Origin of the sequence: Pararhizobium sp. DWP3-4 (assembly GCF_049898205.1) — a bacterium.
In the GTDB taxonomy this organism is placed as follows: Bacteria; Pseudomonadota; Alphaproteobacteria; order Rhizobiales; family Rhizobiaceae; genus Pararhizobium.
Map to the genome: position 1 here is coordinate 396955 of NZ_JAFCXF010000002.1, position 21972 is coordinate 418926.

Consider the following 21972-nt stretch of genomic DNA (forward strand, 5'->3'; position numbering starts at 1 on the left):
CAATGCCTATTGCGCGACGGTTGCCGGCAACGGCACGAGGGATGGCTTCATCACGGCCTTCGAGGCCTCCTGCAGCACAACCGCCGGTGCTGTATCGGCTGTGGCCATGACAGCCGTCTCTCCCGGCAGCGGCACTTTAACGGCGTTGACGATGATCTTTTCTGTCTTCTCCGCCGCTTCGGTGCTTGCTGTTTCTACAGGCGTCTCTGCGACGACTGCAGGGCGGCTAACCCGGCGCACCGGCGGGGCGGCGGCGAAGTCTGCCGCAACCGGCCGGGCCTGCCGTTCCGTGAACGGCACAGGCTCAAACGCGCCCGGCCCTGCGGCATAGCCCAGCGCCTGGACGTTTTGCGACGACGCCGGATTAAGGCGCAGCCCCTGCATCAGCGCGACGACGCTGTCGGCCGCGATCGACGGACTGCAATAGCGCATCCGGATCTGGGCCGCGCCGCCGGTCGCGGAAAACCGTCCGCCATCATAGGGGCTGCTGTTCCTTGCAAGCTGCCATGCGTAAACGCAGCTTCCGCCCTGGCCGATGCTGCCGGTCGCGTAGCCGAAGACGCCATAGGCATTGTCGGCAATCACAGGGCTGATCCGCATCGTCACGCCAGCCAAGGCGCTTCGCATCTCAGCTTCGACCTGCGACCGTGACGGCGCACCATTGCTGCGGGTGATCTTGGCGGACGGGTCGATCGTAACGCTCAGCGTGTTCTCGCCAGCAAGGTTGCTCGCATTGACGTAGACGATCGTTTGCTGGATTTTACCCTTGGCGCCGGTCTGCCGTACAGTCGTTGCCGGAAGTCCCGGCAGAGCTGCGACTGCGTGCTCGGGTGACACGGTGGTTGCGAGCGACGGCCAGTTGCCCCCGACAGATCCTGTCCGCAAGAACGGGTCATCGACGGCCGACGTGCACGATGCGAGCATCGAGAGCAAAGCGATTGCTGGAAAACAACTTTTCATCGGCGTGTATCCGTCTGGCTTGTGGCGACAAGGCCGGCTCTCACGCCAGCGTCCGACAGGTGATCGTTGAGGCGTTGGAACACCTGTTTGGCGATCTGCTTGTTGCCGAGATGGTAATAGGCCCAGCCGCGCAACTGGCTGAGATCGGCTGGCTCTGCCACCAGGCTCGCCCGTGCATTCAGCGCATCGAGCGTCTTTTGATATTGCTTGCGATCAAAGCTTGCCCGGGCGCGCTGGAAATAGATTTCCACCCGGATTTCCCGGTCACGTGCGGCACTGAGCGGATAGGCCCGGATGATCGCCTCGGCATCATCCGTCAGACGTCCGCGCAACAGGGTCAGTGCCGTGCCATAGGCGGCATCGGCCTGCACCTGTCCGCCGGCGGCAAGGCCATCGGCGAAGGCTGCGCGTGCCTCGGCAAGGCGGCCAAGACCGAGGTAGCACCAGCCGCCGATCTGGGCCGCATCCGGCGACAGCTGCCCCCGGCTGCGCAGGTCGGCCAGATCGTTGATGCAGGCGGCATAGCGCTTGGCCTGGAAATTGCGGAAATAGTTGGCCTGAATGATCCCACGCGGTTTCACGACCGCAGCGGCCACCCTTCCCTTCGGCGGCGATGCAACGCGAATCTCGTCCCATATATCGGGATAGGCCGAACCATATTTTTCCTGCAGCGCGGCAAATTCCGCCTTTTGTGACAGCCGCAGGTAAGAGAGCGCCAACCCTTTGACGCGCGCAGGGGCCGCTTTCCAGTCGACCGTTTTCTGGAACCAGGCGGCAGACGCTTCGTACTGCTTGGAATTATAGGCGTACCAGGCGAGGATTTCGGCGTGATCGGCGTTCAACGTCTGCAGGATCGTCGTCGAGTAGGACGCAACGATCTTTTCGTCGATCGCAGCCATATCGGGCTTGGCAAAACGCAAAGACAGCGCGTTCATCAGGAATTCCGGGTCGCCGGACAGGTCCTGCAGATAGGTGGTCGCGACCTTATAGGCGTCCTCTTCGAGATTTTGCGCGGCAAGGCTGAGATAAAGCCCCTTGGCATTGGAGGCGTCCGCCTGGATCGCCAGCGCCTTCGTAAACCACCCGGCGCTGACGGCCGGTTGCTTGATCTTTAAATAATACCATCCGAGCAACGCCATATCCTCGATCTTCGCAGGATTTGCTGTCTTGAGTGGCTCCAGTTGGTCATCAGTCAGCGGCACCGTGCGTTTTTCATCAGCATTGAAATCGGCGACCGTCTTGCGCATCAGATCGAAGGCCACGGGCTGCAAGCCTGCCTGCATCGCCGGCGTCACGGCTAGCTTCTGCATCGCCGCCTGGACGTCCGCCGCCGGGAAATCGCGGATCGCCTTCTGCAAAGTCGTCACGAGCTCCGCGTCCGGCAGCCGCTTGTCGCCTTCACGCAAAAGGATGCCGCGATAGACATCGGCCAAAGGCTGTTTCATGCCCGCCTGCGCATAGGCGTCGATCAGCATCCAGAGCAGATCGATCTCTGTTTCCGTTGCGGGATCGATACCGCCGCCGGCCTGGATGATGTCCGTCCAGTTGTTGTCCTTGGCCGCTTCCGTCATCAGCACGCGCTGCTTGCGGCGCGCCAGCTTTTCCGTGAAATCGGCCGTCGGCTGCCAGTCGGGCGCCTCGGTCTTGCGGCGGATGATTTCGGCATCGATGCCGGTGAAATCGCTTTTGTCATAGAGCTGCCAGAGCACGGTTTCGTCGGCGCCGCGTGCCGATTGCGGCAGGTACAGGTCCTCTGGCATTTCGAATTGCGGGAATTTCAGCCGCAGGCGTGCAGCCTCTGCGGCGACGCGCTCATCCTGTTTCTGCCCGGCATAATAATAGAGCGCCGCCATCTCGACCTCATCGGGCTGATTGGCAGCCGTCACGGCTGTCGCTGTCCGCGCAGTGCCGGCAGGTGAAGGCTCGACATCTGCAGGCCCGCCGGACGTCGCCTCATCGAGAATGCGGAAGGAGCCGGCCGCCTGCGTCAGCAGCCTTGCCGAATTCTCCGAAAATGCCGTTGCGGGCATAAGCAGGCTTGAGGCGGCCAGAAGGGCGACCCAGTGTTTTTTCATGATGATCATTGATCCGACCTCACACCCTTGCGCGGAATGGCAAGACCGAGCCACACGGCGAAGATGCCCATCAACCCGACGATGAGCAGAACGTAGAACTGGAAATTGTCGGAGAACCAGGCGGCCGCCAAACGGCGGATGTTGCTGGGGCTCTGGTCGGTCATTCCGGCGATGAAGTGCGATCCGGCCGGCACCGTGTTGACGGCGAGGCTTGCGGTCTCGATCTCGGCCGAACCGCCACTCAACCCCTGCCAGACGGCAGGCTCGACAAGCCGGCGAACGCCAAGCGCGATATCGGCGGGCGATCCCGCATGGACGACGGTCCAGACCGCTTCGCCGGACGGTGACGGGGTCTGCGTCAAGGTCAGCAGCGAATGCCCGGGCTTGAGCATTGCCGTCGTGCCCGAACCGTCTTGGTAGTTCAGCCATTTACCGAAGCGTCCGCCAGCCCCTGAGAACCATTCCTGCAGCTTCGATGTCACGGACAGCGTGTCCTGTGGCCGCGTCGTCGATTTACGGAACGCATCCAGCAATGCGGTGGAATCGTCGTCATTGTTTCGCGCCGGGCTGGCTGCGAAAACATTGCCGCCGATGGTCGCCGTCCTGATCGGATCAACGTCCGCGATGGATACCGCGATCGGCTGAAAGCCATCGACAGGAAAGGCGCTCTTGCCGGCCCTGCCAAGCTCGGCAAAGGCGTTCTGCGTGGAGATCACCAGCGCGTTGCGATCTCCAGCCGGATTGGCGGCACCCAGGCGGATATTGGCGTTGAGTGGATTTCGGGCGGCAAGCGCCAGGCGGGACAGCATGGTGAGGGCGGCGCCGGCGGACTGCGCATCCGGACGCTCGATGAATATGTCGAACGGCCTGCCATCGGCATAGGGATAGGCAGTGCCGGCCAGCGCGCCGATATCCGGAAGACGGCCGATCCGGGCGAGCGCCGGGATTTCGATCCTGGTGTCCTTCAGGAGAATGAACCGTGGCCTGGTGTCGTCGCGGGCCTCGGGCGCACAGGTCTCGTCCGCCTCGACCGGCAGCTCGGCCAGAAGCTCGACCTTGTTGTTGCCCGGCCGGAACGCCCGCAGCGGCAGTTCGATCAGCTTGCCGTCGAACTGTTCGCCGGCGGTGTTGCGGAAGGGATAGCTGGTGACGACGCGGTCGTTGACCCGCACCAGAAACTGCGCCGTGCGCTTCAGGCCGGGAGACGTGGCCGCACTCAGCTTCAGGCCGATCGTTGCATAGTCGGCCGGGTAGAAATCTGCCGGCATGACCATGTTGAAACCTGTGCGCGATAGGCGCCCGGAAAAGACCCGGGTCTCATATCCGGCCTCAGACAGCGTATAGCTTGTTGAAGCATCGGCAATGATCGTCCCGGACTGGCGTGAGAAAATGCCGCTGTCGAGGCTTTCCTTCAGCGGCCCTTGGATGGCCTGAAGCAACTGGCTGCTCATATCGGCGCGGGTCGCGCCCCGCAGGCTGACCGCTGCACGGCCGCCGTTTCCGGCGTCGCGCACCGAAAGGCCGTAGGGTGCCGGCCGTCCATCGGCGTCGCGCGCCTGTGCCCCGGTCTTGTCCGTCGAGACATAGAGATCGATACCCGGACCGGTGCCGGGCTTTTCGCCCACCGTGACGGCCAGATCCTCCCGGTTCATGAACAGCGCCAGCGTTTGCAGCGCGGGGGTCGCGTCGTTCAGCATTTCGGCGGTCGCCGCCTGCGGCAGGACCAGGCGGATATCGGTGACGTTGGCGTCGGTGCGGGCGACGGTCAAGAGATCGGCGAAAGTCCGGAAGCCATGATGTCTGCCGGCAACAAAACCGCTCCGTGAAGGATCAAGCTCGCTCCACAGCTCGTAGGTCGCCTCCAGCGAGCAATCGACCCGATGGAATTGGCGGGCCCGCAGGACCACCTGGTTGCGGCCCGGTTTCAACAGGCCGGGACCGATCGTCAGCGCTTCGCTTTTGAACCCGTTTGGCGAGGCGATCCGGAATGCTCCGGCAGACCGGCCGTTAACCTCGACATCCATGACGGACGTATCCGGCAGGACGGAAACGGCATTGCGATAGGCGAGCGCCAGCTGTCCGCCGCTCGCGGCCTGATCGGACGCGAGATTGAAGCTCAGCCTTGCAACGGCGTCCTCGCCCGACAGGTGATAGGCCGGCAGGGCCTGTTCGAACGGCACCAGACCGGTGACCTTGGCAGCGGCAGCTTCCGCCTGAACCGGGCGGGTCGACAGAATGCTCTCGGTGTCGCCAGGCAGGATGCGGGCAGCGGATGGGGCTGCGTCGAGCAGGCTCTGGGCGGACAACGGCAGCGTCTGCGCCATGATGAGGGCAAGCGACAGGCCGGCTGCCCGGGTGCGAAAAGGCTTAGCCATAGAGCTGCTCTCCCTTGAGAACCGGGGCATGGTCGGCTGTTTTGACAGGCAGCGGCACCGGGGCGATGTTGTTGTCGTTCAGCACCATCGGCGCATCCTCGAAGGACTGGACGACGCTTTCCCGGATCAGGCCGGCGCTGTAGCGGATGGCGCGCAGCGATTCCGTCAGGCTCCAGAGCGCAAACCGGCTGGTGCCCCAGAAGAAGTTTTTGCGCGTCTGGCGGCGCTCCAGACGATCCTGAAGCACCGACTGGTCGGAATACATCAGTTCGGCAATCGCCATCACCGTTTCCGGCGTGCGCTCGGAATAGGCAAAGCCGCAAATCGCCGTCTGGTCGAGCAAACGCCGCGAGCGATAGACGACATTGAAACAGAAGGTCTGGCCGCCCCGGCGCAACTCGACCTTGGCCACCGTCGGATTGACGAGGTCCAGTTTCGGTTCCTTGTCGACGAACTCGATCGACACGCCACCGCTTGAGGCGTCCTGCACGATGACATGATGAATTATGTCGTCGATATGCATCAACGCATGACGCTTGACCGGCAGGCGCTGGTTGCGCCGCAATTCGCGGCGTTCGGCAATCGCTCCGAGGGCCGCACCGGCGAGACCAAGATTGATCAGGTTCCACATCGCGACGATCAGAAGCAGTTCGCTGGCGACCGGCTCCGTCAGGACGCGGTACCCGGAATAAAGGGCAGCGGCGAGCAGCAGGAAGAAGATGGCAAAGTATGGGGTTGCCAGCGGCGACAGCTTGCTCTTGTCCAGCGTCTGGCCTTTGGCAGTGACATTGAAAGTCGGCTTGCGCGGATTGCGCACGACGCTGACGATGCTGCCGAACAGGAAGACGGCCTGGACATATTCGTAGAGCTCGGAAATCCACGGCCAGCGGACGCGGCCGTAGAGATAGCTTTGCATGGCAAACGAGGAGATCAGATAGGTGACCGCGTAGGAAGCGAACTCGAGGATGTTGGCCTTGTAGATTTCCAGCGAGAAGAAGATGTAGAGCAGCGGCGAGAACATGAAGGCGAGCCGCGACAGCGGAAACAGCCAAAACATGTTGATGCCGGCATAGCAGATGCGCTGCGGGATCGAGAGCCCCTTGGCCAGGAACGGCCGCTTCAGGATGAGGATCTGCAGCATGCCCTGACACCAGCGGGCGCGCTGGCCGATGAAGGAAACGAACGTCTCCGGCTGCAGGCCGGCAATCAGCGGCTTGTCGACATAGACCGAGTGCCAGCCCTGGCAATGCAGTGACAAAGCCGTTTCGCAATCCTCGGTGATCGACTGACCGGAGAATCCATCGGTGGTCACCAGCGCCGAACGGCGCAGCACGGCGGCCGAGCCGCAGAAGAACGACGCGTTCCACTTGTCGAGCCCGCGCTGCAGGATCGAATAGAACATCTCGTTTTCCGACGGCATCCGGGCAAAGGTCTGGAGGTTCTTTTCCAGCGGGTCGGGATTGAGGAAATAGTGCGGCGTCTGGACGAGGAAGAGCTTTTCATCCTCCCTGAAGAAGCCGACCGTCTCGCGCAGAAAATCGCGCACCGGGGCATGGTCGGCATCGAACACGACGACCAGTTCCCCTTTAGAAACCTTCAGGCCTTCATTGAGATTGCCGGCCTTGGCGTGATCGTTCTGCTTGCGGGCATGGTAGTGCACGCCCATGGCGGCGCAGAGCGCCTTCAACTGCTCATGGCGGCGAATGGCGGCGACCGACACATGCGGGTTCTTGTGGTTGCGCTTGGCATCCGTGCCGCCGTCATCAAGCAGGTAGATGTTCAGCTTGTCCTTCGGATAGGCCATCGACTTGGCGGCGGCCAGCGTCACGGCCAGAAGCTCGGCGTCTTCATTATAGCTCGGAATGAACACATCGACCGTCGGCAGGTCTGCGGCAGCGCCCATGTCCGGCGTCTTCCGCTTGATCGGATCGATGACCATGAAGAAGCTGATCGCCAGCATCGCCAGGCAGTACATTTCGGCGAGGTAGAGCAGGAAACCGGGAATGAAGTTGAGCGGCTCGGTAATATCCGGCAGCGTCTCGGTGGTGCGCCAGAAACCGTAGCGCAGTGCGATGATGCCGGCAAAGACGAGCGTGATGACGCGGAACGTGCTGTTGTCGGGCCGCGTCATGCCGATGAACATGATGCCGAGAACAGCAAAAGAAAGCATGAGCTGCGCCTGAAGGCTCATCGGCAACAGAATCAAAGTCAAGCCGAGAGCGCCGGCCGGAATAGCCAGATATTTTCCGCACGTCATGTGCCACCAACCCCATCGTCATCTTCAGCGGCGCATCATGCGAGCCGGTTCTACATCGAACAGCCGGAACTTAAGCGGCGAAGGGTCAACAGAATCCTAATTTAAGGAGTGATGGATGGAAACGACACAGGACTAGGTAAACACAAGGTTTACAAACGGCTCCAAGATCTGAGGAGGCCCGGCTTTGGTCGGCATGAAGGAACATGCAGGCCGCCATCGCGTTGATATTCTTGAAGTAGGAGACCGCACGATGACGCTTCCCGCCGACCCCATTCCTGGCCCGATTCCGCCCATTCAGCAGCCGGTACCGGTCACCGAGCCCGAGCCCGACCGGCTCCCGGACGAGGAACCCTTGCCCAATCCCGATGAAAATCCGCAACCGCCGCAGCAGGTGGAACACCGCTGAAATCACTCGTTCCGGAATGACAGGACAGGCGGTAAATCTCCAGTGAGCTGATAGAGACCACAAAGGCCCAGCAATGCAGGCCTTTGTGTCGTCACTTGGTCCCTATGCAGTGCCTCCCGCTGCGACAGGCATCCACACTTTCTCCCTATTCACCTCGGTGGCGAGATCGATCATGACACAGGTGCCATTTCTGATCCGCTTTCGCCAAATGCCGGCGGCGTCTGGCGCGGTTTGAAGCAGACCACCATCGTGCAGAGCCCGCAGCCGCGTGCGCGATAGCTGCAGCTCGCCCGCCAGCAGGCGATCAAGCCGCATGCTGGCCGGAAACGGCACGTTCAGCTCGATGTTGAGCGCGGTCCAACCGGACGTTTCCTCAAGCAGTTCCTTGGCGATTTCAAAGTTTGGAAACTCCTCGATGCGTTGCGATTTCCGCCGCAGAGCCCCGATGTTGAACGTTTCAGCCCTGATCCAATCCGGATTGTTGGACTGTAACGCGTCGAGAACTGCCGGATCGATATCACCGACAGCCTGGCGCTCGAAGATCGGCCGGTTCCAGGTCTTGTCGCAGGACAGGCATTTGTAGATCAGCCAGGCATCGAGCCTGCGGCCGTTGGCGTTGAGCCGGATCTTGCCGCTGCTTTGGAACGGCCTTTGCGTTCCGCATCCGCTGCAGGCGATCCAGGGCTGGGGCGCCGTCTGCGGTATAATGGTCCATCGGACCCGAAGTGAATTGCACATATCGTCTTGGTCTTCCGTTCGGAAGTCCACCAAGATGGTGCAGGAGAAACCCTTGCGGGCGCGGTGTGGCGATGTTCTGGGCGGCTGAAGAGCTGAGACAGCGGAGCTGCACATGGCACATTGTAACAATGCCAGACCGGTCTCATGCCACCACCCGATGAACACATCTGTACGCCGACGGCATCGCCGTCGGGCAATACGGGGTGAAACTGGATTGAGACCGGTATTACTTAGGCAAACTGCAACCTCTGTGCGCCAACGCTCTTCGACGGCGAAGGTAACAAACGAACGGGCCGGTGTGGAGTGCTTTGGCGTACTAAGGAGCGAAAAGATGTAGCATTGCGGCTATTATGCAACTTTGGTATGGCGGCAGACTTGACTTGCGTCAACGAGATCAAGAGCAGCCAAGCCCAAACATAAATTGAACCAAATTTTCGTATGTTTATTAAAATTTTCAAATCCTTATATCTAGAACAGCATATTTCGTTCTGTCATGTCTTAAAATGCATATTCAGGCCAAATCCCTACTTTGCACAAACCGCGTTACCGCGCATAAGATAGCTGAATACAAGAAGTTGAGTGGGGTGATTGTGACTTCTAAGCCAACGCGACAGACTGCAGAAACGCTGAAAACACGCCACGTGTTTTTCGATACAGAAGTCTATCGGAGAGCCGGTTTCAACGTTCGGAACTCTCAGTTCACAACGTTGAAGGAATACGTAGATGCAGGTCGCATCTCCGTTCACATGACAGACATAACTTCAGCAGAGGTTCATCGCCAGATTGGCGAAGAAGTAGCTGACAGAGCTGGTCGGCTAGAAAAAGTCAGCCACTCTTTCAGGAGATTTTCCCAATTAACAGCCGAATGCCCAAAGCTACCAGAGATAGACGAGAAGACCTTGACCCACCACATATGGCGGGGCTTTCTCGACGTCGTTGTCAGTGAACTTTCTGCCGACAACATCTTGGCAATGCAGGTTCCTCCACGCAAAATCTTCGAAAAATATTTCGCTGGTGAAGCACCGTTCAGCAAGCGCGGCAGCAAAGAATTCCCAGACGCCTTCGTCACGGAGGCGCTCGCTGACTACTGCACGAAACATCAAATCAAAATGTATGTTGTGAGCGGCGACATAGCATTCCGCGAGGCTGCTGCTACACATCCAGCACTTATACCACTTATCACGATCAACGAACTTTTGGCCTCCTGCGTTGCAGAGGCAGACATCGACCTTGAGCCGATAGTCGACGCAATCTTCTCGCATCCTGCATTTGAAGACCAATTAATTAACGCGCTCACCGAAGATGTCACCTTTCTGGATGGCGTCTACTTCGGAACTCTCGACGATGGCGAGGTGAGAGATATAACCCTTGACGAGGTCATGGCTGTCGATGGCTACAGTCTCGCGGCAATAGACACAGACTCAATCTCGTTGATCGTCAACGTACCCTGCGTCTTGGGAGCAACCGTTGACTACATGTATTTCGAGCGAGACTACAGCGATGAAGGCCCAGACTACGCGACGACGGCCACCGAGCACTTATCACAGCACAATAGCCTGAAGCTCTACCTTCGCATCGACAAAGACACCGGTCGGTTTATGGAAACGGAAATGCTAACGAAACGCGCTTATTTTGAATGACGGCTCGACTGAAGCCAATTCGAGTGCGCGGCAGATTACTCTAGGAGAGTCATAAACACCGTCGATTCGACTGGCCGCTAGTATTTTCGACCAGTTTCGGACCACCCTCAATAAACTCCAGGGTCAGTATAACTTGTGACGGTGGATTCATATCGACGACATGCTATTAACTACGTCGTTTAAAAGAATGGTACGGTTGGGTGGAATCGAACCACCGACCTCAGGATCCACAAACCTGCGCTCTAACCAACTGAGCTACAACCGCACAACACAGCGATGCACAGACATTATCATGTGCCGCTGAGGGGTCAAATACGGGCAGTCCGTCTTTTTTGCAAGCCATAACTTGCCCGTAGATGTGAAAAAACCGGGTAAAAAATCACCCGGTTCTGTCGTCATGCTGCGCGGTCAAAGACCGCGCCTGCAGAAATCAGTTCTTCTTGAAGCCGGAGATGGCCTTTTCGGCGGCATCCTTGCCTGGCTTCGTCACGGTTTCGGCAATCTTGCGGGTGGCTTCCTGCATCGACTTCGCCTGTTCCATGGCAAGCTCTGCCTGCTTGCGGATGAAGGCGGTCTGCAGTTCGAACAGTTCGGAAACCGACTTGACGCCGAGCAGCGCTTCCATGTGCGACAGCGAGTTTTCAGCATTGGTGCGCAGGGCATCGATCGCCTTGAGGCCGAGTTCGACGGTGCCGGACTGGGCGCTTTCGATCGTCGCTTCAACCGTCTTCGTTGCGTCTTCGGCGGCGGTCTTCATCTTGGAATAGGCTTCCTTGGACTGGGCAGCACCCTTTTCAGCGAAATCGCGAAAGGTTTCGGTGACCTTTGCCGGGTCGAACGAAGCAAGCGAAAAGACATCGTCGGTTTTCTTGGTAGCCATGATCTGCGCTCCTTGGTTTTGGGCCCTCTCATGAGGCACCCATCGTGTGATGATGTCTATATAGGCGATTTCGTTGTGCATTGCAATATATTTGTGCAGTGCAGCATTCATTAAAATCAGCTGCATTAACCTTGCGCCGCGAAAGGCCTGTGCGCCATAGTCTGCAAGCTGGACCCTAGGCGCGCCGGCGTCTATTAATAGACTGTTAACAATCCCGCCCCTTTGGCGGTTGCGCAAACCAGGTCAGCCGATGCCCGCAAAATCGTATCCCTTTATCGACATAGCCGTTCACGAACGGGTGCGGGAGCATTTTGCCAAGGGCGATGCTGCGGTCCTGTTTTCTCCCGACATGAGCCAGGTGCTGTGGTCGAATGGCGAAGGTGCGTTCCTGTTCGGCCTGCCGTCGATCTATGATTTCATCGACAGCGGCGCCAACCGCAACGATGCCGCCTATCGCCAGATGGAGGCCGCCGCCCGGCAGTTGAAGCGCAGCGGCGATAGCCGGGCGTTCCTGATGCGCATCGCCTCGGGTTTCCAGCGCGCTTCGGTCAGCGCCTCGGTCGAGATGATCTCCGTGCGGCCGGGTGAAACGGCCATCCTCTTTGCCGCTCCCCGCAACGGCAAGCCGCTGGCCATTCAGGACCGCGCGGCCAGAATGATCTCGGGCTTCGACGACCCGGACACGCATATGGCCGTACTGGATGGCGATGGCGCCGTGCTTGCCGCCTCGCCCGGTTTTGCAGCGCTGGCGATGACACCGCAGACCTGCCGCTCGCTGGTGAGCGCCGTTACCCGCGACAGCGACTGGCTGCTCAAGCGGCCGATCCCGACGGGCAAAGGCCATCTGCCGGCGGCAATCGGCAAGCTCTCGGAACGTCCCGCCCTGCATCTGCTGTTTGCGGTCGAGACCATTTTGGGCAATCTCGATCCCGGGACGGATTTTGAGGAGATCGCAAACGCCGATGACGACGCGCCAGCCGCAAGCGAGACGGTTGGCAGCGAGGCCGCCGTGCCGGTTCTCTCACCCACAGCCCTGCCCGCCGATGTCATCGACGAGATCGAGCAGATCGAGGAAATCGCTGCCGAAGAGGATGGCTTCGTCGATCCGGATAATGACGCTGCGCCTGCGGCAGAGACCGAACGGCCTTCCGCTGACGCTTTCATGGCTCCTGTTGAACCCGTGGCCGAAGAGACAGAACCGCATCTGGAGTTGCCTTCTGATGCACCGCCGGAGCCTATCGCCTCAGCCGTGGACGATCTGGACGAGGTTGCCGAAACCGGCGCCCCCGAGGAGACTGCCGTTCTGCCTGAAGCCGATGAAACGGTGGCGCAGGAGATCGAGGCTGGCGAACCGTTGCCCGCCGAGCCGGTCGAAGTGCCGCAAGAACCTGTCCACGACCGTGTTGGGCTGGATGAAACGGTTGTGACTGAAAACGCCAGCGGCACACCCATTGTCGAAACCGCCACGGATAATGTGGCAGACGGCGACACCCCGGTCCCAACCGATATCCCGCTTGAAGACATGTCTGCCGAAGACGACGCCCCAGAGCCTGTGCACGGTTTCGTCTTCAACCCGAATAGCCGCGCCGTCCGTTTCGTCTGGAAGATCGATGCGGACGGACGTTTCAGTGAAATCTCCGAGGAATTTGCAACCGCTGTCGGGCCGCATTCCGCCGATATTACCGGGCAAAGTTTTAGCGATCTGGCGGATCGCTATCACCTCGACCCGGGCAACACGATCAGCGAGCTTCTGAAACGGCGCGACACCTGGTCGGGAAAGACGATCTACTGGCCGGTCGAAGGCACCAGCCTGCAGGTTCCGGTCGATCTCGCCGCCCTTCCGACCTATTCGCGCAATCGCGAATTCGACGGTTTCCGCGGTTTCGGCATCGTGCGCGTGGCCGATACTGTCGATGACGAACAGGCAACAGGCCTGACTCTTCACCCGCCCGTGCCGAACGAAGAGACGGTTGCCGGCGAGATTGACGACACGGCGCAGGATCTGTCGGCCGCCGATCACGAGGTGGTGGCGGAAGACACAGCCCCGCACGTTGCGACAGAAGAAAGCAACGCGGCAGCGGAGCCTGTCGAAGCTCCAAGCGAACCGACCGACGGCGCGGAGTTTGCAACCGAATTGACGGCGTCCGAGCCAGGCGACGGCGAGCCGCTTGCCGAGACCGGTGACGAACTTCCGGCGGCCGGCGACCAGGAAGACCCTTTCCGTGGCGAGCGTCCGGCACTGAAGCTGGTCCAGACCCCGGAGCGCCGCGCATCCGATAAAGTCGTCCAGCTCGACAGCCACCGTCCTGGCACCGAACCTTTGAGCCGCAGCGAACAGGCCGCCTTTCGCGAAATCGCCCGTCAACTCGGCGAGAATTTCGGCAAACGTCCAAACGAGGCCGTGCTTGCCACGGACGAGCACGCAGCGGCAAACCCCTCACAGGATGACGCCGCACCAAAAATCGAGACGAACTCCGAGGACGGCCGTGCCGGCATCGCCGATGGCGCTGAACGCACAACCGAAAACACCCCGCCCGAAGCGCCCGCCCCGATCGTGCCTGCGCGCACCAGCGGCAGCAGCAGCCTGACGCCGGAGATCCTCGACAATCTTCCGCTCGCGCTTCTGGTCCATAGCGGTGACGATCTGTTCCACGCCAATTCCGAATTCCTGATGCTGACGGGCTATGCCGATCTGGACGAATTGAGAACGGAAGGCGGCATCGATGCGCTTTTCGCCAGCGACGAGGACGATCTGTTCGACTTGCCGGACGGCACGATGATGCTGATCCGCAACGATGGCCAGCTCGTGCCGGTCTCGGCGCGGCTGCAATCGATCCGCTGGGAAGACAAGAATGCGCTGATGATGGCGCTTTCCGCGACGAAAACGGCGCCGGCACCCGTGGTGACTGCAGACATTCACCCGGCCGAGGTTGCCGAAGAGCCGGCGGAGGCACCGGAAATCCAGGCGCTGCGCATGGAAGCGGAAGAACTGCATTCCATTCTCGAGACCGCAACGGATGGCGTCGTCGTCGTCGGTGCCGAGGGTGAAATCCGCTCGGTCAACCGCTCGGCAAGCGCCCTGTTCAATTATGACGACGGCGAAGTTCGCGGCAAACCCTTCGCCATGCTGTTTGCCCATGAGAGCCAGAAGGCCGTTCTCGATTACCTCGCCGGCCTTTCCGGCCATGGTGTCGCCAGCGTGCTGAACGACGGCCGCGAAGTGATCGGCCGCGAGGCTTCCGGCGGCTTCATTCCGCTGTTCATGACCATGGGCCGCCTCTCCTCGTCCAACGGCTTTTGCGCCGTCATCCGCGACATTACCCAATGGAAACGGACGGAAGAGGAGCTGCGCAACGCCAAGCGGGCCGCCGAAACGGCCAATGCCCACAAGAGCGATTTCCTCGCCCGCGTCAGCCACGAGATCCGCACGCCGCTCAATGCGATCATCGGCTTTTCCGACATGATGGCGAGCGAGCATTTCGGCCCCATCGGCAATCCGCGCTATGTCGAATATGCCGGCGATATCGGCCGCTCCGGCCGCCATGTGCTCGACATCGTCAACGACCTCTTGGATATCTCGAAGATCGAGGCCGGCGAGATGGACCTCGAATTCACCGCCGTCGAGATCAACGATGCCGTTTCGGAGGCCGTCTCCCTGGTCCAGCCACAGGCCAACAGTCAGCGGGTGATCATCCGCACCTCACTGTCGGGTTCGGTGCCGAACGTCGTTGCCGATAACCGCTCGATCAAGCAAATCGCCCTGAACATCCTGTCGAACGCCATCCGCTTCACCCCATCCGGCGGCCAGATCGTCGTTTCGACCGCCTATGAGGCAAATGGCAGCGTCATTCTGCGCATCCGCGACACCGGCGTCGGAATGACCCGCACCGAGCTCGAGCAGGCGATGAAGCCTTTCCGTCAGGTGACCACCGGCGCCCGCAAGCGCGGCGACGGCACCGGCCTTGGCCTGCCGCTGACCAAGGCGATGGCCGAGGCGAACCGGGCGCAGTTCTCGATCAACTCGGCGCCCAACGAGGGCACGCTGGTGGAAATCTCCTTCCCGTCGCAGCGGGTTCTCGCCAACTAGCCACGGCCTGGACATACGGCAGTCACGTGCCGGACGATCGCGGTTGCCGGTTCTGCTCGCGCCAGGAGGCCGGACTGAGGGATGTCACCCGCCGGAACTCGCGGTTGAAATTCGATTTCGTCTGGAAGCCGCATTCGAACATGGCCGAGGTCACCGGCATATCGGTCTCTCGGAGCAGCCGGCACGCTTCGGCAATTCGAAAATCGTTGATGTACTGCGAGACGTTCTTGCCTGCCAACCGGTTGACCGCACCGGAGATCTGACGGGCCGGTACGCCTGCCCGCCGCGCCAGCCGCGACAAGGTCAGGTTTTCGTCGCGCGACAGTTTCTGGTCTTTGAGCAGACGATCGACCCGCTCCAAAACCTCCCGGTCCTGTGCTGCCTGGGCCGGACGGTAATCATCATTCGAAGCTGGCGACGGAGCTCCCCGCTCGCGGGCGGCGACAAGGGCGGTTACACCCAGTAGAAATAGCCCCAAAAGGTTCGCATTGCCGACAAGTAAAACCGTGTGCTGCCCGCTGCTCCATTTGAAATCCAGAAGAACGGCAATGTCGAACAAGGCAGACAGGCAAAGCGATGCGGCCGCGAAATACAGGGCGCGATGTGCGGCGAATACACCTTCAAGACGCGCTTCGTCCAATGCATCGGTTCCGCTGCGGGCGAGATCCAGCAGCGCCAGCGCGTATCCGACAAACAGCACGATCAAGGCAACGTCGATCAATGCGGGTGCCACGAGCACCAGCGCGACCATAACAAGTGGCGGAGCTGCATGAAACCAGCTGATCCTGCCCGTCCCCGCGTCATCGTGTTGCGTCAGGCTGCGGAAACTTGCCCAGACGAGGGGCGGCAGGCCGCTCGGCAAAATAGGCATCACGTATCGCAGCTCCTCGATGCCGTAGCCCCAGCGCAAGCCAACGATCACCGATTGCAAGGCGCACAAACCAATCAAGACAAGGAATGGCCGATTGCCCTTCGAAGGTTCGGTGCCGCGTAACAGGGCGACGAGCAGGATCAGAAGCAGCAAGGCGACGACGAAGGGCAACGGCACGAAGATCAAGACATGTCCTTTGAGTGGCTATCACCGGTCAATGGTGGCCCATATCGCGATTCGGGACGACCTCAATCGTGATCAAGGAAGCGCTATGGCCATGCAACTGGAATTATCTGTGGGTTCCTCGTAACCAAGTGAGATCCTGATGAACCTTTTCCAGATTTTTTGTTCCGTCGTCCTTCCCGTCACATTCGCCGTTCCCTGCTACGCCGCCGAGGTCGGCATGCGTGAAATCAAAGTGGCCGCACCCGAACGCGGGCGCGATCTGGCTGTCACGGTGTGGTATCCCGCCGAAGCCGGAGGCGAACATGTTCTTGTTGGTGACAACAAGCTCTTCAAGGGGGCTGCGGCCTTTCGCAATGCGCCGCTCATCAAGGGAAATTTTCCGCTGGTGGTGATGTCGCATGGCTCGGGCGGCCGCATTGAAGGCATGACCTGGCTTGCAACAGAACTCGCCAAAGCCGGCTTTGTCGTTGCCGGCCCCAACCATCCCGGCACGACCAGCGGCGACTCGACGCCGGCCAACACACCTAAGCTCTGGGAGCGCACGCAGGATCTGTCTGCAGTGATAGACGCACTCACGAAAGATACGGGTTGGAGCGGCGCCATTGACGCTGACCATATCGGGGTCGTCGGCTTCTCGCTGGGAGGCGCCGCCGCCATGGAAATCGCCGGCGCCCGGGCCGACCTCGATGCCTTTGCGCGCTACTGCGATACAAGCGCCAAATGGGATTGCGCCTGGTTTGCAGGCGGCAAGGGATACGTCAACGACGAGCCGGTAAAAGTCGATAAAGTTGATCTGCGTTCAATCGATAAGATACGCTTCGAGCAATTAAACCTCGATCGCCGCATTCAGTCAGCCGTTCTGATCGACCCGGGCCTCGCCCAGGCTTACCAACCGGAGAGCCTGAAAAACATCGCGATCCCGATGAGTTTCATCAATCTCGGCAGTAGCGGAACAATCCCTGCTGCGGTGATCGCCGATCGGCTGGCAGCCCTGTCGCCACAGGGGTCCTATGCCGCCGTGAACGACAGCAATCATTTCAGCTTCCTGCCGGAGTGCAAACCGGGCGCAGCTGAAATGCTGGTCGAATTCGGGGAAATCGATCCGATCTGCACGGATAGCGGCAGCCGGTCGCGGGCGGATATCCATGCCGAACTGACGGGTCTTGTCGTGCAGGCCTTGCAGAAGACGCTCAAGGTTGGCCAGTAAGACGCGGCATTTTTGCGACGTGGAAACAGCAGACAAAAAAGAGGCAGCTGGGAAGCTGCCTCGATAAGTTGAATGCTAAAACAGGTGCTCGAGAGGTAATGACATCATGTCTGCGCTGGCATCTCTGCCAAAGCCAACCCACATCGGCTGGCCTCAAGTTGAGATCACCATGCGCCGTCATTCGTAAACAAAACCTTTCCAGCCGACCCGCAAATTTTAAGCATCGGCCCGGAAGACATAAGCTTTGGTTAATTCGGGGCGCCGGAAATCGTTAACGCGGCGTCGTCAGTTTCCAAGCTCGGGCAAGTTGGCGTAGAGATCGAGCGCTTCCGGATTGGCAAGCGCCTCCTTGTTCTTGACGGGGCGGCCATGCACGACCTCGCGTACTGCAAGCTCGACGATCTTGCCGGATTTGGTGCGCGGGATATCGGTGACGGCGATGATCTTGGCGGGAACGTGACGCGGCGAGGCGCCGCTGCGGATCCTTGACTTGATCGCCTTCACCAGGTCGTCGGACAAGACGATCCCTGTCGCCAGCCGCACGAACAGGATGACACGGACATCGTCATCCCAGTCCTGGCCGATGCAGATCGCCTCGGCCACCTCGTCCATCTGCTCGACCTGATTGTAGATTTCGGCCGTGCCGATGCGCACGCCGCCCGGGTTGAGCGTCGCGTCCGAGCGGCCGTGGATGATGATGCCGCCATGTTCGGTCCACTCGGCAAAATCGCCGTGGCACCAGATATTATCGAAGCGCTCGAAATAGGCAGCCTTGTATTTGGCGCCCTCCGGGTCGTTCCAGAACATCACCGGCATGGACGGGAACGCTCTTGTGCAGACAAGCTCGCCCTTTTCCTGGCGCACCGGCTTACCGTCATCGTTCCAGACATCCATCGCAAGGCCGAGCCCCGGCCCCTGGATTTCACCGCGCCAGACCGGCTTCAGCGGATTGCCGAGCACAAAACAGGAGACGATATCGGTCCCACCGGAAATTGAGGCCAGCTGGACATCCGGCTTGATGCCCTCATAGACGAAGGAGAAGCCTTCCGGCGACAGCGGCGAGCCGGTGGAGGTCATCAGCCGCAGCGACGAGAGATCATGGGTCGAGACCGGCGTGAAGCCACCCTTGCGCACGGCGTCGATATATTTTGCCGAGGTGCCGAAGATGGCGAATTGCTCATCACGGGCATAGTCGAACAGCACGTTGCCATCGGGATGGAACGGCGAGCCATCGAAAAGGCAGAGCGTTGCGCCGAAGGCGAGCCCGGAGACCAGCCAGTTCCACATCATCCAGCCGCAGGTGGTGAAGTAGAACAGCTTTTCGCCCTCCTTCAGCCCGCAATGGAAGCGATGCTCCTTCAGGTGCTGCAGCAAAGTGCCGCCTGCTGAGTGGACAATGCACTTTGGAACGCCGGTGGTGCCGGACGAAAAGAGAATATAGAGCGGATGCGCAAATGGCAGGGGCGCAAACCCAATCTCGCGCGCGGCGAAGGGTTCGATGAAGCCGGCCAGCGTCTGGCCGTTTTCCAGCGATCCGGCCAGCGTTTCAGCATCGCCGGCATAGGGAATGATCAGGGCGGGGACGCCGAGTTTGCCGGTAACCGCCTGAACCTTCGCGGCAACATCCTGGCGCTTGCCGGCGTACCAGTAGCCGTCGCAGGCGATGAACAGCTTCGGTTCGATCTGGCCAAAGCGGTCGAGCACGCCCTGCTCGCCAAAATCGGGGGAACAGGACGACCAGATGGCGCCGATCGAGGCGGTGGCCAGCATCAAAGCAATTGTTTCCGGCATGTTCGGCATCATCGCGGCGACGCGGTCGCCCTTGCCGATGCCCCGTGCCTTCAGGGCTTGCTGCAGCCTGGACACCAGCGCCCGCAGTTCGTCCCAGGACATGCGCGACTGCACCTTGTCCTCGCCCCGGAAAACCAGCGCGTCGCCGCGACCGGTATGGCGCAGGAGATTTTCGGCGAAATTGAGCGTGGCGTCAGGAAAGAAACGTGCGTCGAGCATCACGTCGCCATGGATGAGCGCGCGTTCACCGCGATTGCCGATGACGCCGCAATGATCCCAGACGCCAGTCCAGAAATCGGCGCGCTCGGTGATCGACCAGTCATGGAACGCGTCATAGTCCGCAAACGTTCTCGAAAAGCGTTGTCCGCACCAATCGATGAACGCCTTCATCGGCGTCTGTTCGATGAATTCTGCCGACGGTATCCAAAGGGCCCGATCTGACTGCATATTTTCCTCCGCTTCCCACGCCCGCCTCTATATCATGCTGCGACGCAAGATAAACAGGCCGTGCAAATGATGGCTGTGGCAGTTGCGACATTTCGCGTGTCTACCGTTTGATTTATGAGCGGTGAAAGCCTATCCAGAGGCCTTCAAACCGATTGAAAGTGCCCCGGACGGCCATGAGGCAATTCTTTACCAGCAGCAGCAGAAAAATCGGGTGGCAGGCATTTTTTCTGTCGCGCACCGTCGCATGGCTGCTTGTCGGCGCGGTTATCCTGACTGCGCTGTTCAAAATCGCCCTGCCGCTGTTCGTCTCGACGGCGAGCGTCAAGACGAACATGGAGGATGTGCTGTCGTCGTGGACGGGCGCCCGGGCAAATATTGTAGGCGACCCGCAGATCAGCTTCTGGCCACATCCGGTTCTGACGCTGCGCAATGTCACCTTTGAAGGCGGCGATCCTGCTGCCCCGGAACTGCTGGCGAAGGCCGACGCGATTGCGGCAGGGTTCGATATTCTTGCCGCCTTGCGCGGTACGCCCGTGTTCTATGATTTCCATCTGATCAATCCGGTTTTCAACGTGGAGCGCCGTCTCGACGGAACGTTCAACTGGCGGCGGGCCGGCTGGATGGCCGATGCCATCGCCGGCGCCGCGGGAAAGACGCCGTCCACCGCCCGCAACACCCCGATCGGCGATGTCGAGATCGTCAACGGCACGCTGGAACTGACCGACCGTGTGACCTCCAGCACGCATCGCATCAGCGCAATCACCGGCTCCGTGCAGTGGCGGACCCCGACCACACGGATGAGCGCAGAGCTTTCGGCCCTCATGAATGGCGAGAAGGTTCAAGGGACTATCACCTGCGATGAACCGCTGATGCTGCTTTCGGGCCAGAACAGCACGTTCCAGGCATCATTCAATTCCATGCCGCTCAGCTTCAGTTTCGACGGCAACGGCAATGCTTCAAGCCGCCCTTTCGCGACCGGCCAGCTTCAGCTCAAGGCAAAATCCGTTGGAGCATTGTTGGCCTGGTTCAAAGGCGAGCCTCAGCCGGTTGCGACCACCGGATCGGTCGGCATCGATACCAGCATGACCGTGTCGGCGCAGACATTGAAGATGGACAACCTTTCGCTGTCTCTGGATGATTCCGACGCGACCGGTGTCCTCGGCATGGCATGGGATTTGTCTCGCGGCCCGCGCATCGATGGCACGCTCGCCTTTGACCAGCTGAACCTGACGCCCCTGCTCTCATCGGTTTTCCCGCTTCGCCAGGAGGCCAGCACCGGGAATGGGCCGGAAATGGCTTTCCTCAAGCTGATCAGCCTTGATCTCCGGCTGTCGGCGCAGGAGGTCAGTTATGGTGCGGCTGCCCTGACCGATGTCGCGGCCGGCATCATCGTGGAAAACGGCCGTGCGTCTATCGATATCGGTGACGGCATCTTTGCCGATGGTTCGCTCAGCGGCCGCGTCGCCTTGGCGAATGACGGCGCCGAAGGCGGACAAGTGCAGCTTGCGCTGAAGAATGCAGATCTCGCGTCCGTTTCGGCAAGTCTTGGCCTTGCAGGGCCGTTGCCGCTTGGCCGGGGCATGCTGAGCATCGACCTGTCGACCGCCGACCCCCTGTCGAAAATGACGGCGGCCGGCGTTTCCGGAGAGTTTCGCTATACGGCGAACAATGGCAGCGTGGTGAATTTCGACCTGCCGGAATTCGAGCGGCTTGCCACGCTGGGCCAGGTTTTCAACGTCAGCCACGCCACCAACGGTTCGTTCGCCTTTACCAGGGCGGACATCGCCGCGACCTTGCGCAAGGGCGTTGTCGAGGTGACCACTGCGGATATCACCGGCGGCGGAAAGACGGTGTCTCTCGCCGGAACCATTCCCTTCACAAACGGGAAACTGGCGCTTGCCGGTGCAGTCCGGTCAGACGACAGCGCAACACCTGCCGTGCGCTTCTTTGCCGACGGGTCCTGGCCGAACCCGGTCATTTCCCCCCTGCCCGCGCGCAGCACACAGCCCTAGCGGGTCGATCGACTTTGCCGCAGGGCGTTCTAAGATGAGC

The 21972-nt window shown here is 60.4% G+C and carries 13 protein-coding genes and 1 tRNA gene; 5 read left to right on the forward strand and 9 right to left on the reverse strand.

What is annotated here, in order from left to right:
* Nucleotides 1-6: 6 nt before the first annotated feature.
* From bcsN to bcsA, 4 genes are read right to left on the reverse strand one after another with little or no spacing between them, the layout of a single operon-like run.
* Nucleotides 7-960, reverse strand: a complete 954-nt coding sequence (gene bcsN, locus ACP7E6_RS07120; protein ID WP_426229028.1) for a cellulose biosynthesis protein BcsN — start codon at nt 958-960, stop codon at nt 7-9.
* Nucleotides 957-3035 carry a bacterial transcriptional activator domain-containing protein gene (locus ACP7E6_RS07125; RefSeq protein ID WP_426229029.1) on the reverse strand — a complete coding sequence of 693 codons (2079 nt, stop codon included), beginning with the start codon at nt 3033-3035 and terminating at the stop codon, nt 957-959. Before ACP7E6_RS07125 ends, bcsN begins: the two co-directional genes overlap by 4 nt.
* Nucleotides 3036-3040: 5 nt before the next feature.
* Nucleotides 3041-5410 (reverse strand): cellulose biosynthesis cyclic di-GMP-binding regulatory protein BcsB, encoded by a 2370-nt coding sequence (locus ACP7E6_RS07130; RefSeq protein ID WP_426229030.1) that lies wholly within the window; start codon nt 5408-5410, stop codon nt 3041-3043.
* Nucleotides 5403-7667: a UDP-forming cellulose synthase catalytic subunit gene (gene bcsA / locus ACP7E6_RS07135; RefSeq protein ID WP_426229031.1), complete on the reverse strand. Its 2265-nt coding sequence runs from the start codon at nt 7665-7667 to the stop codon at nt 5403-5405. The genes ACP7E6_RS07130 and bcsA overlap by 8 nt, the downstream gene beginning before the upstream one ends.
* Nucleotides 7668-7851: 184 nt before the next feature.
* On the opposite strand from bcsA, the gene ACP7E6_RS07140 reads away from it, so the two are divergent.
* On the forward strand, nt 7852-8073 hold the full coding sequence (locus ACP7E6_RS07140) for a hypothetical protein (protein WP_426229463.1): 222 nt from the start codon (nt 7852-7854) through the stop codon (nt 8071-8073).
* A gap of 102 nt (nt 8074-8175) precedes the next feature.
* On the opposite strand, the gene ACP7E6_RS07145 is transcribed toward ACP7E6_RS07140, so the two are convergent.
* Complete coding sequence (locus ACP7E6_RS07145) at nt 8176-8811, reverse strand: DUF1062 domain-containing protein (RefSeq protein ID WP_426229032.1); 636 nt, start codon at nt 8809-8811, stop codon at nt 8176-8178.
* A gap of 641 nt (nt 8812-9452) precedes the next feature.
* On the opposite strand from ACP7E6_RS07145, the gene ACP7E6_RS07150 reads away from it, so the two are divergent.
* Nucleotides 9453-10451 carry a PIN domain-containing protein gene (locus tag ACP7E6_RS07150; protein ID WP_426229033.1) on the forward strand — a complete coding sequence of 333 codons (999 nt, stop codon included), beginning with the start codon at nt 9453-9455 and terminating at the stop codon, nt 10449-10451.
* 188 nt (nt 10452-10639) lie between these two features.
* On the opposite strand, the gene ACP7E6_RS07155 is transcribed toward ACP7E6_RS07150, so the two are convergent.
* Nucleotides 10640-10716: transfer RNA gene (locus ACP7E6_RS07155), tRNA-His, on the reverse strand.
* A 165-nt stretch (nt 10717-10881) separates the two neighbouring features.
* Nucleotides 10882-11331: a phasin gene (locus ACP7E6_RS07160; RefSeq protein WP_426229034.1), complete on the reverse strand. Its 450-nt coding sequence runs from the start codon at nt 11329-11331 to the stop codon at nt 10882-10884.
* Nucleotides 11332-11581: 250 nt separating this feature from the next.
* Here ACP7E6_RS07160 and ACP7E6_RS07165 point away from each other — a divergent pair, with 250 nt between their 5' ends.
* Nucleotides 11582-15418, forward strand: a complete 3837-nt coding sequence (locus ACP7E6_RS07165) for an ATP-binding protein (RefSeq protein WP_426229035.1) — start codon at nt 11582-11584, stop codon at nt 15416-15418.
* Nucleotides 15419-15440: 22 nt separating this feature from the next.
* Here ACP7E6_RS07165 and ACP7E6_RS07170 read toward each other — a convergent pair whose 3' ends face one another.
* Nucleotides 15441-16466, reverse strand: a complete 1026-nt coding sequence (locus ACP7E6_RS07170) for a helix-turn-helix domain-containing protein (RefSeq protein WP_426229434.1) — start codon at nt 16464-16466, stop codon at nt 15441-15443.
* A 148-nt stretch (nt 16467-16614) separates the two neighbouring features.
* Between ACP7E6_RS07170 and ACP7E6_RS07175 the strand changes: the two genes are divergently transcribed.
* Nucleotides 16615-17682 (forward strand): alpha/beta hydrolase family protein, encoded by a 1068-nt coding sequence (locus ACP7E6_RS07175; protein ID WP_426229036.1) that lies wholly within the window; start codon nt 16615-16617, stop codon nt 17680-17682.
* A gap of 285 nt (nt 17683-17967) precedes the next feature.
* Here the strand turns inward: ACP7E6_RS07175 and ACP7E6_RS07180 are convergent, their stop codons facing one another.
* Nucleotides 17968-19920: an acetoacetate--CoA ligase gene (locus ACP7E6_RS07180; RefSeq protein ID WP_426229037.1), complete on the reverse strand. Its 1953-nt coding sequence runs from the start codon at nt 19918-19920 to the stop codon at nt 17968-17970.
* A 173-nt stretch (nt 19921-20093) separates the two neighbouring features.
* Between ACP7E6_RS07180 and ACP7E6_RS07185 the strand changes: the two genes are divergently transcribed.
* On the forward strand, nt 20094-21932 hold the full coding sequence (locus tag ACP7E6_RS07185; protein ID WP_426229038.1) for an AsmA family protein: 1839 nt from the start codon (nt 20094-20096) through the stop codon (nt 21930-21932).
* Nucleotides 21933-21972 lie beyond the last annotated feature (40 nt).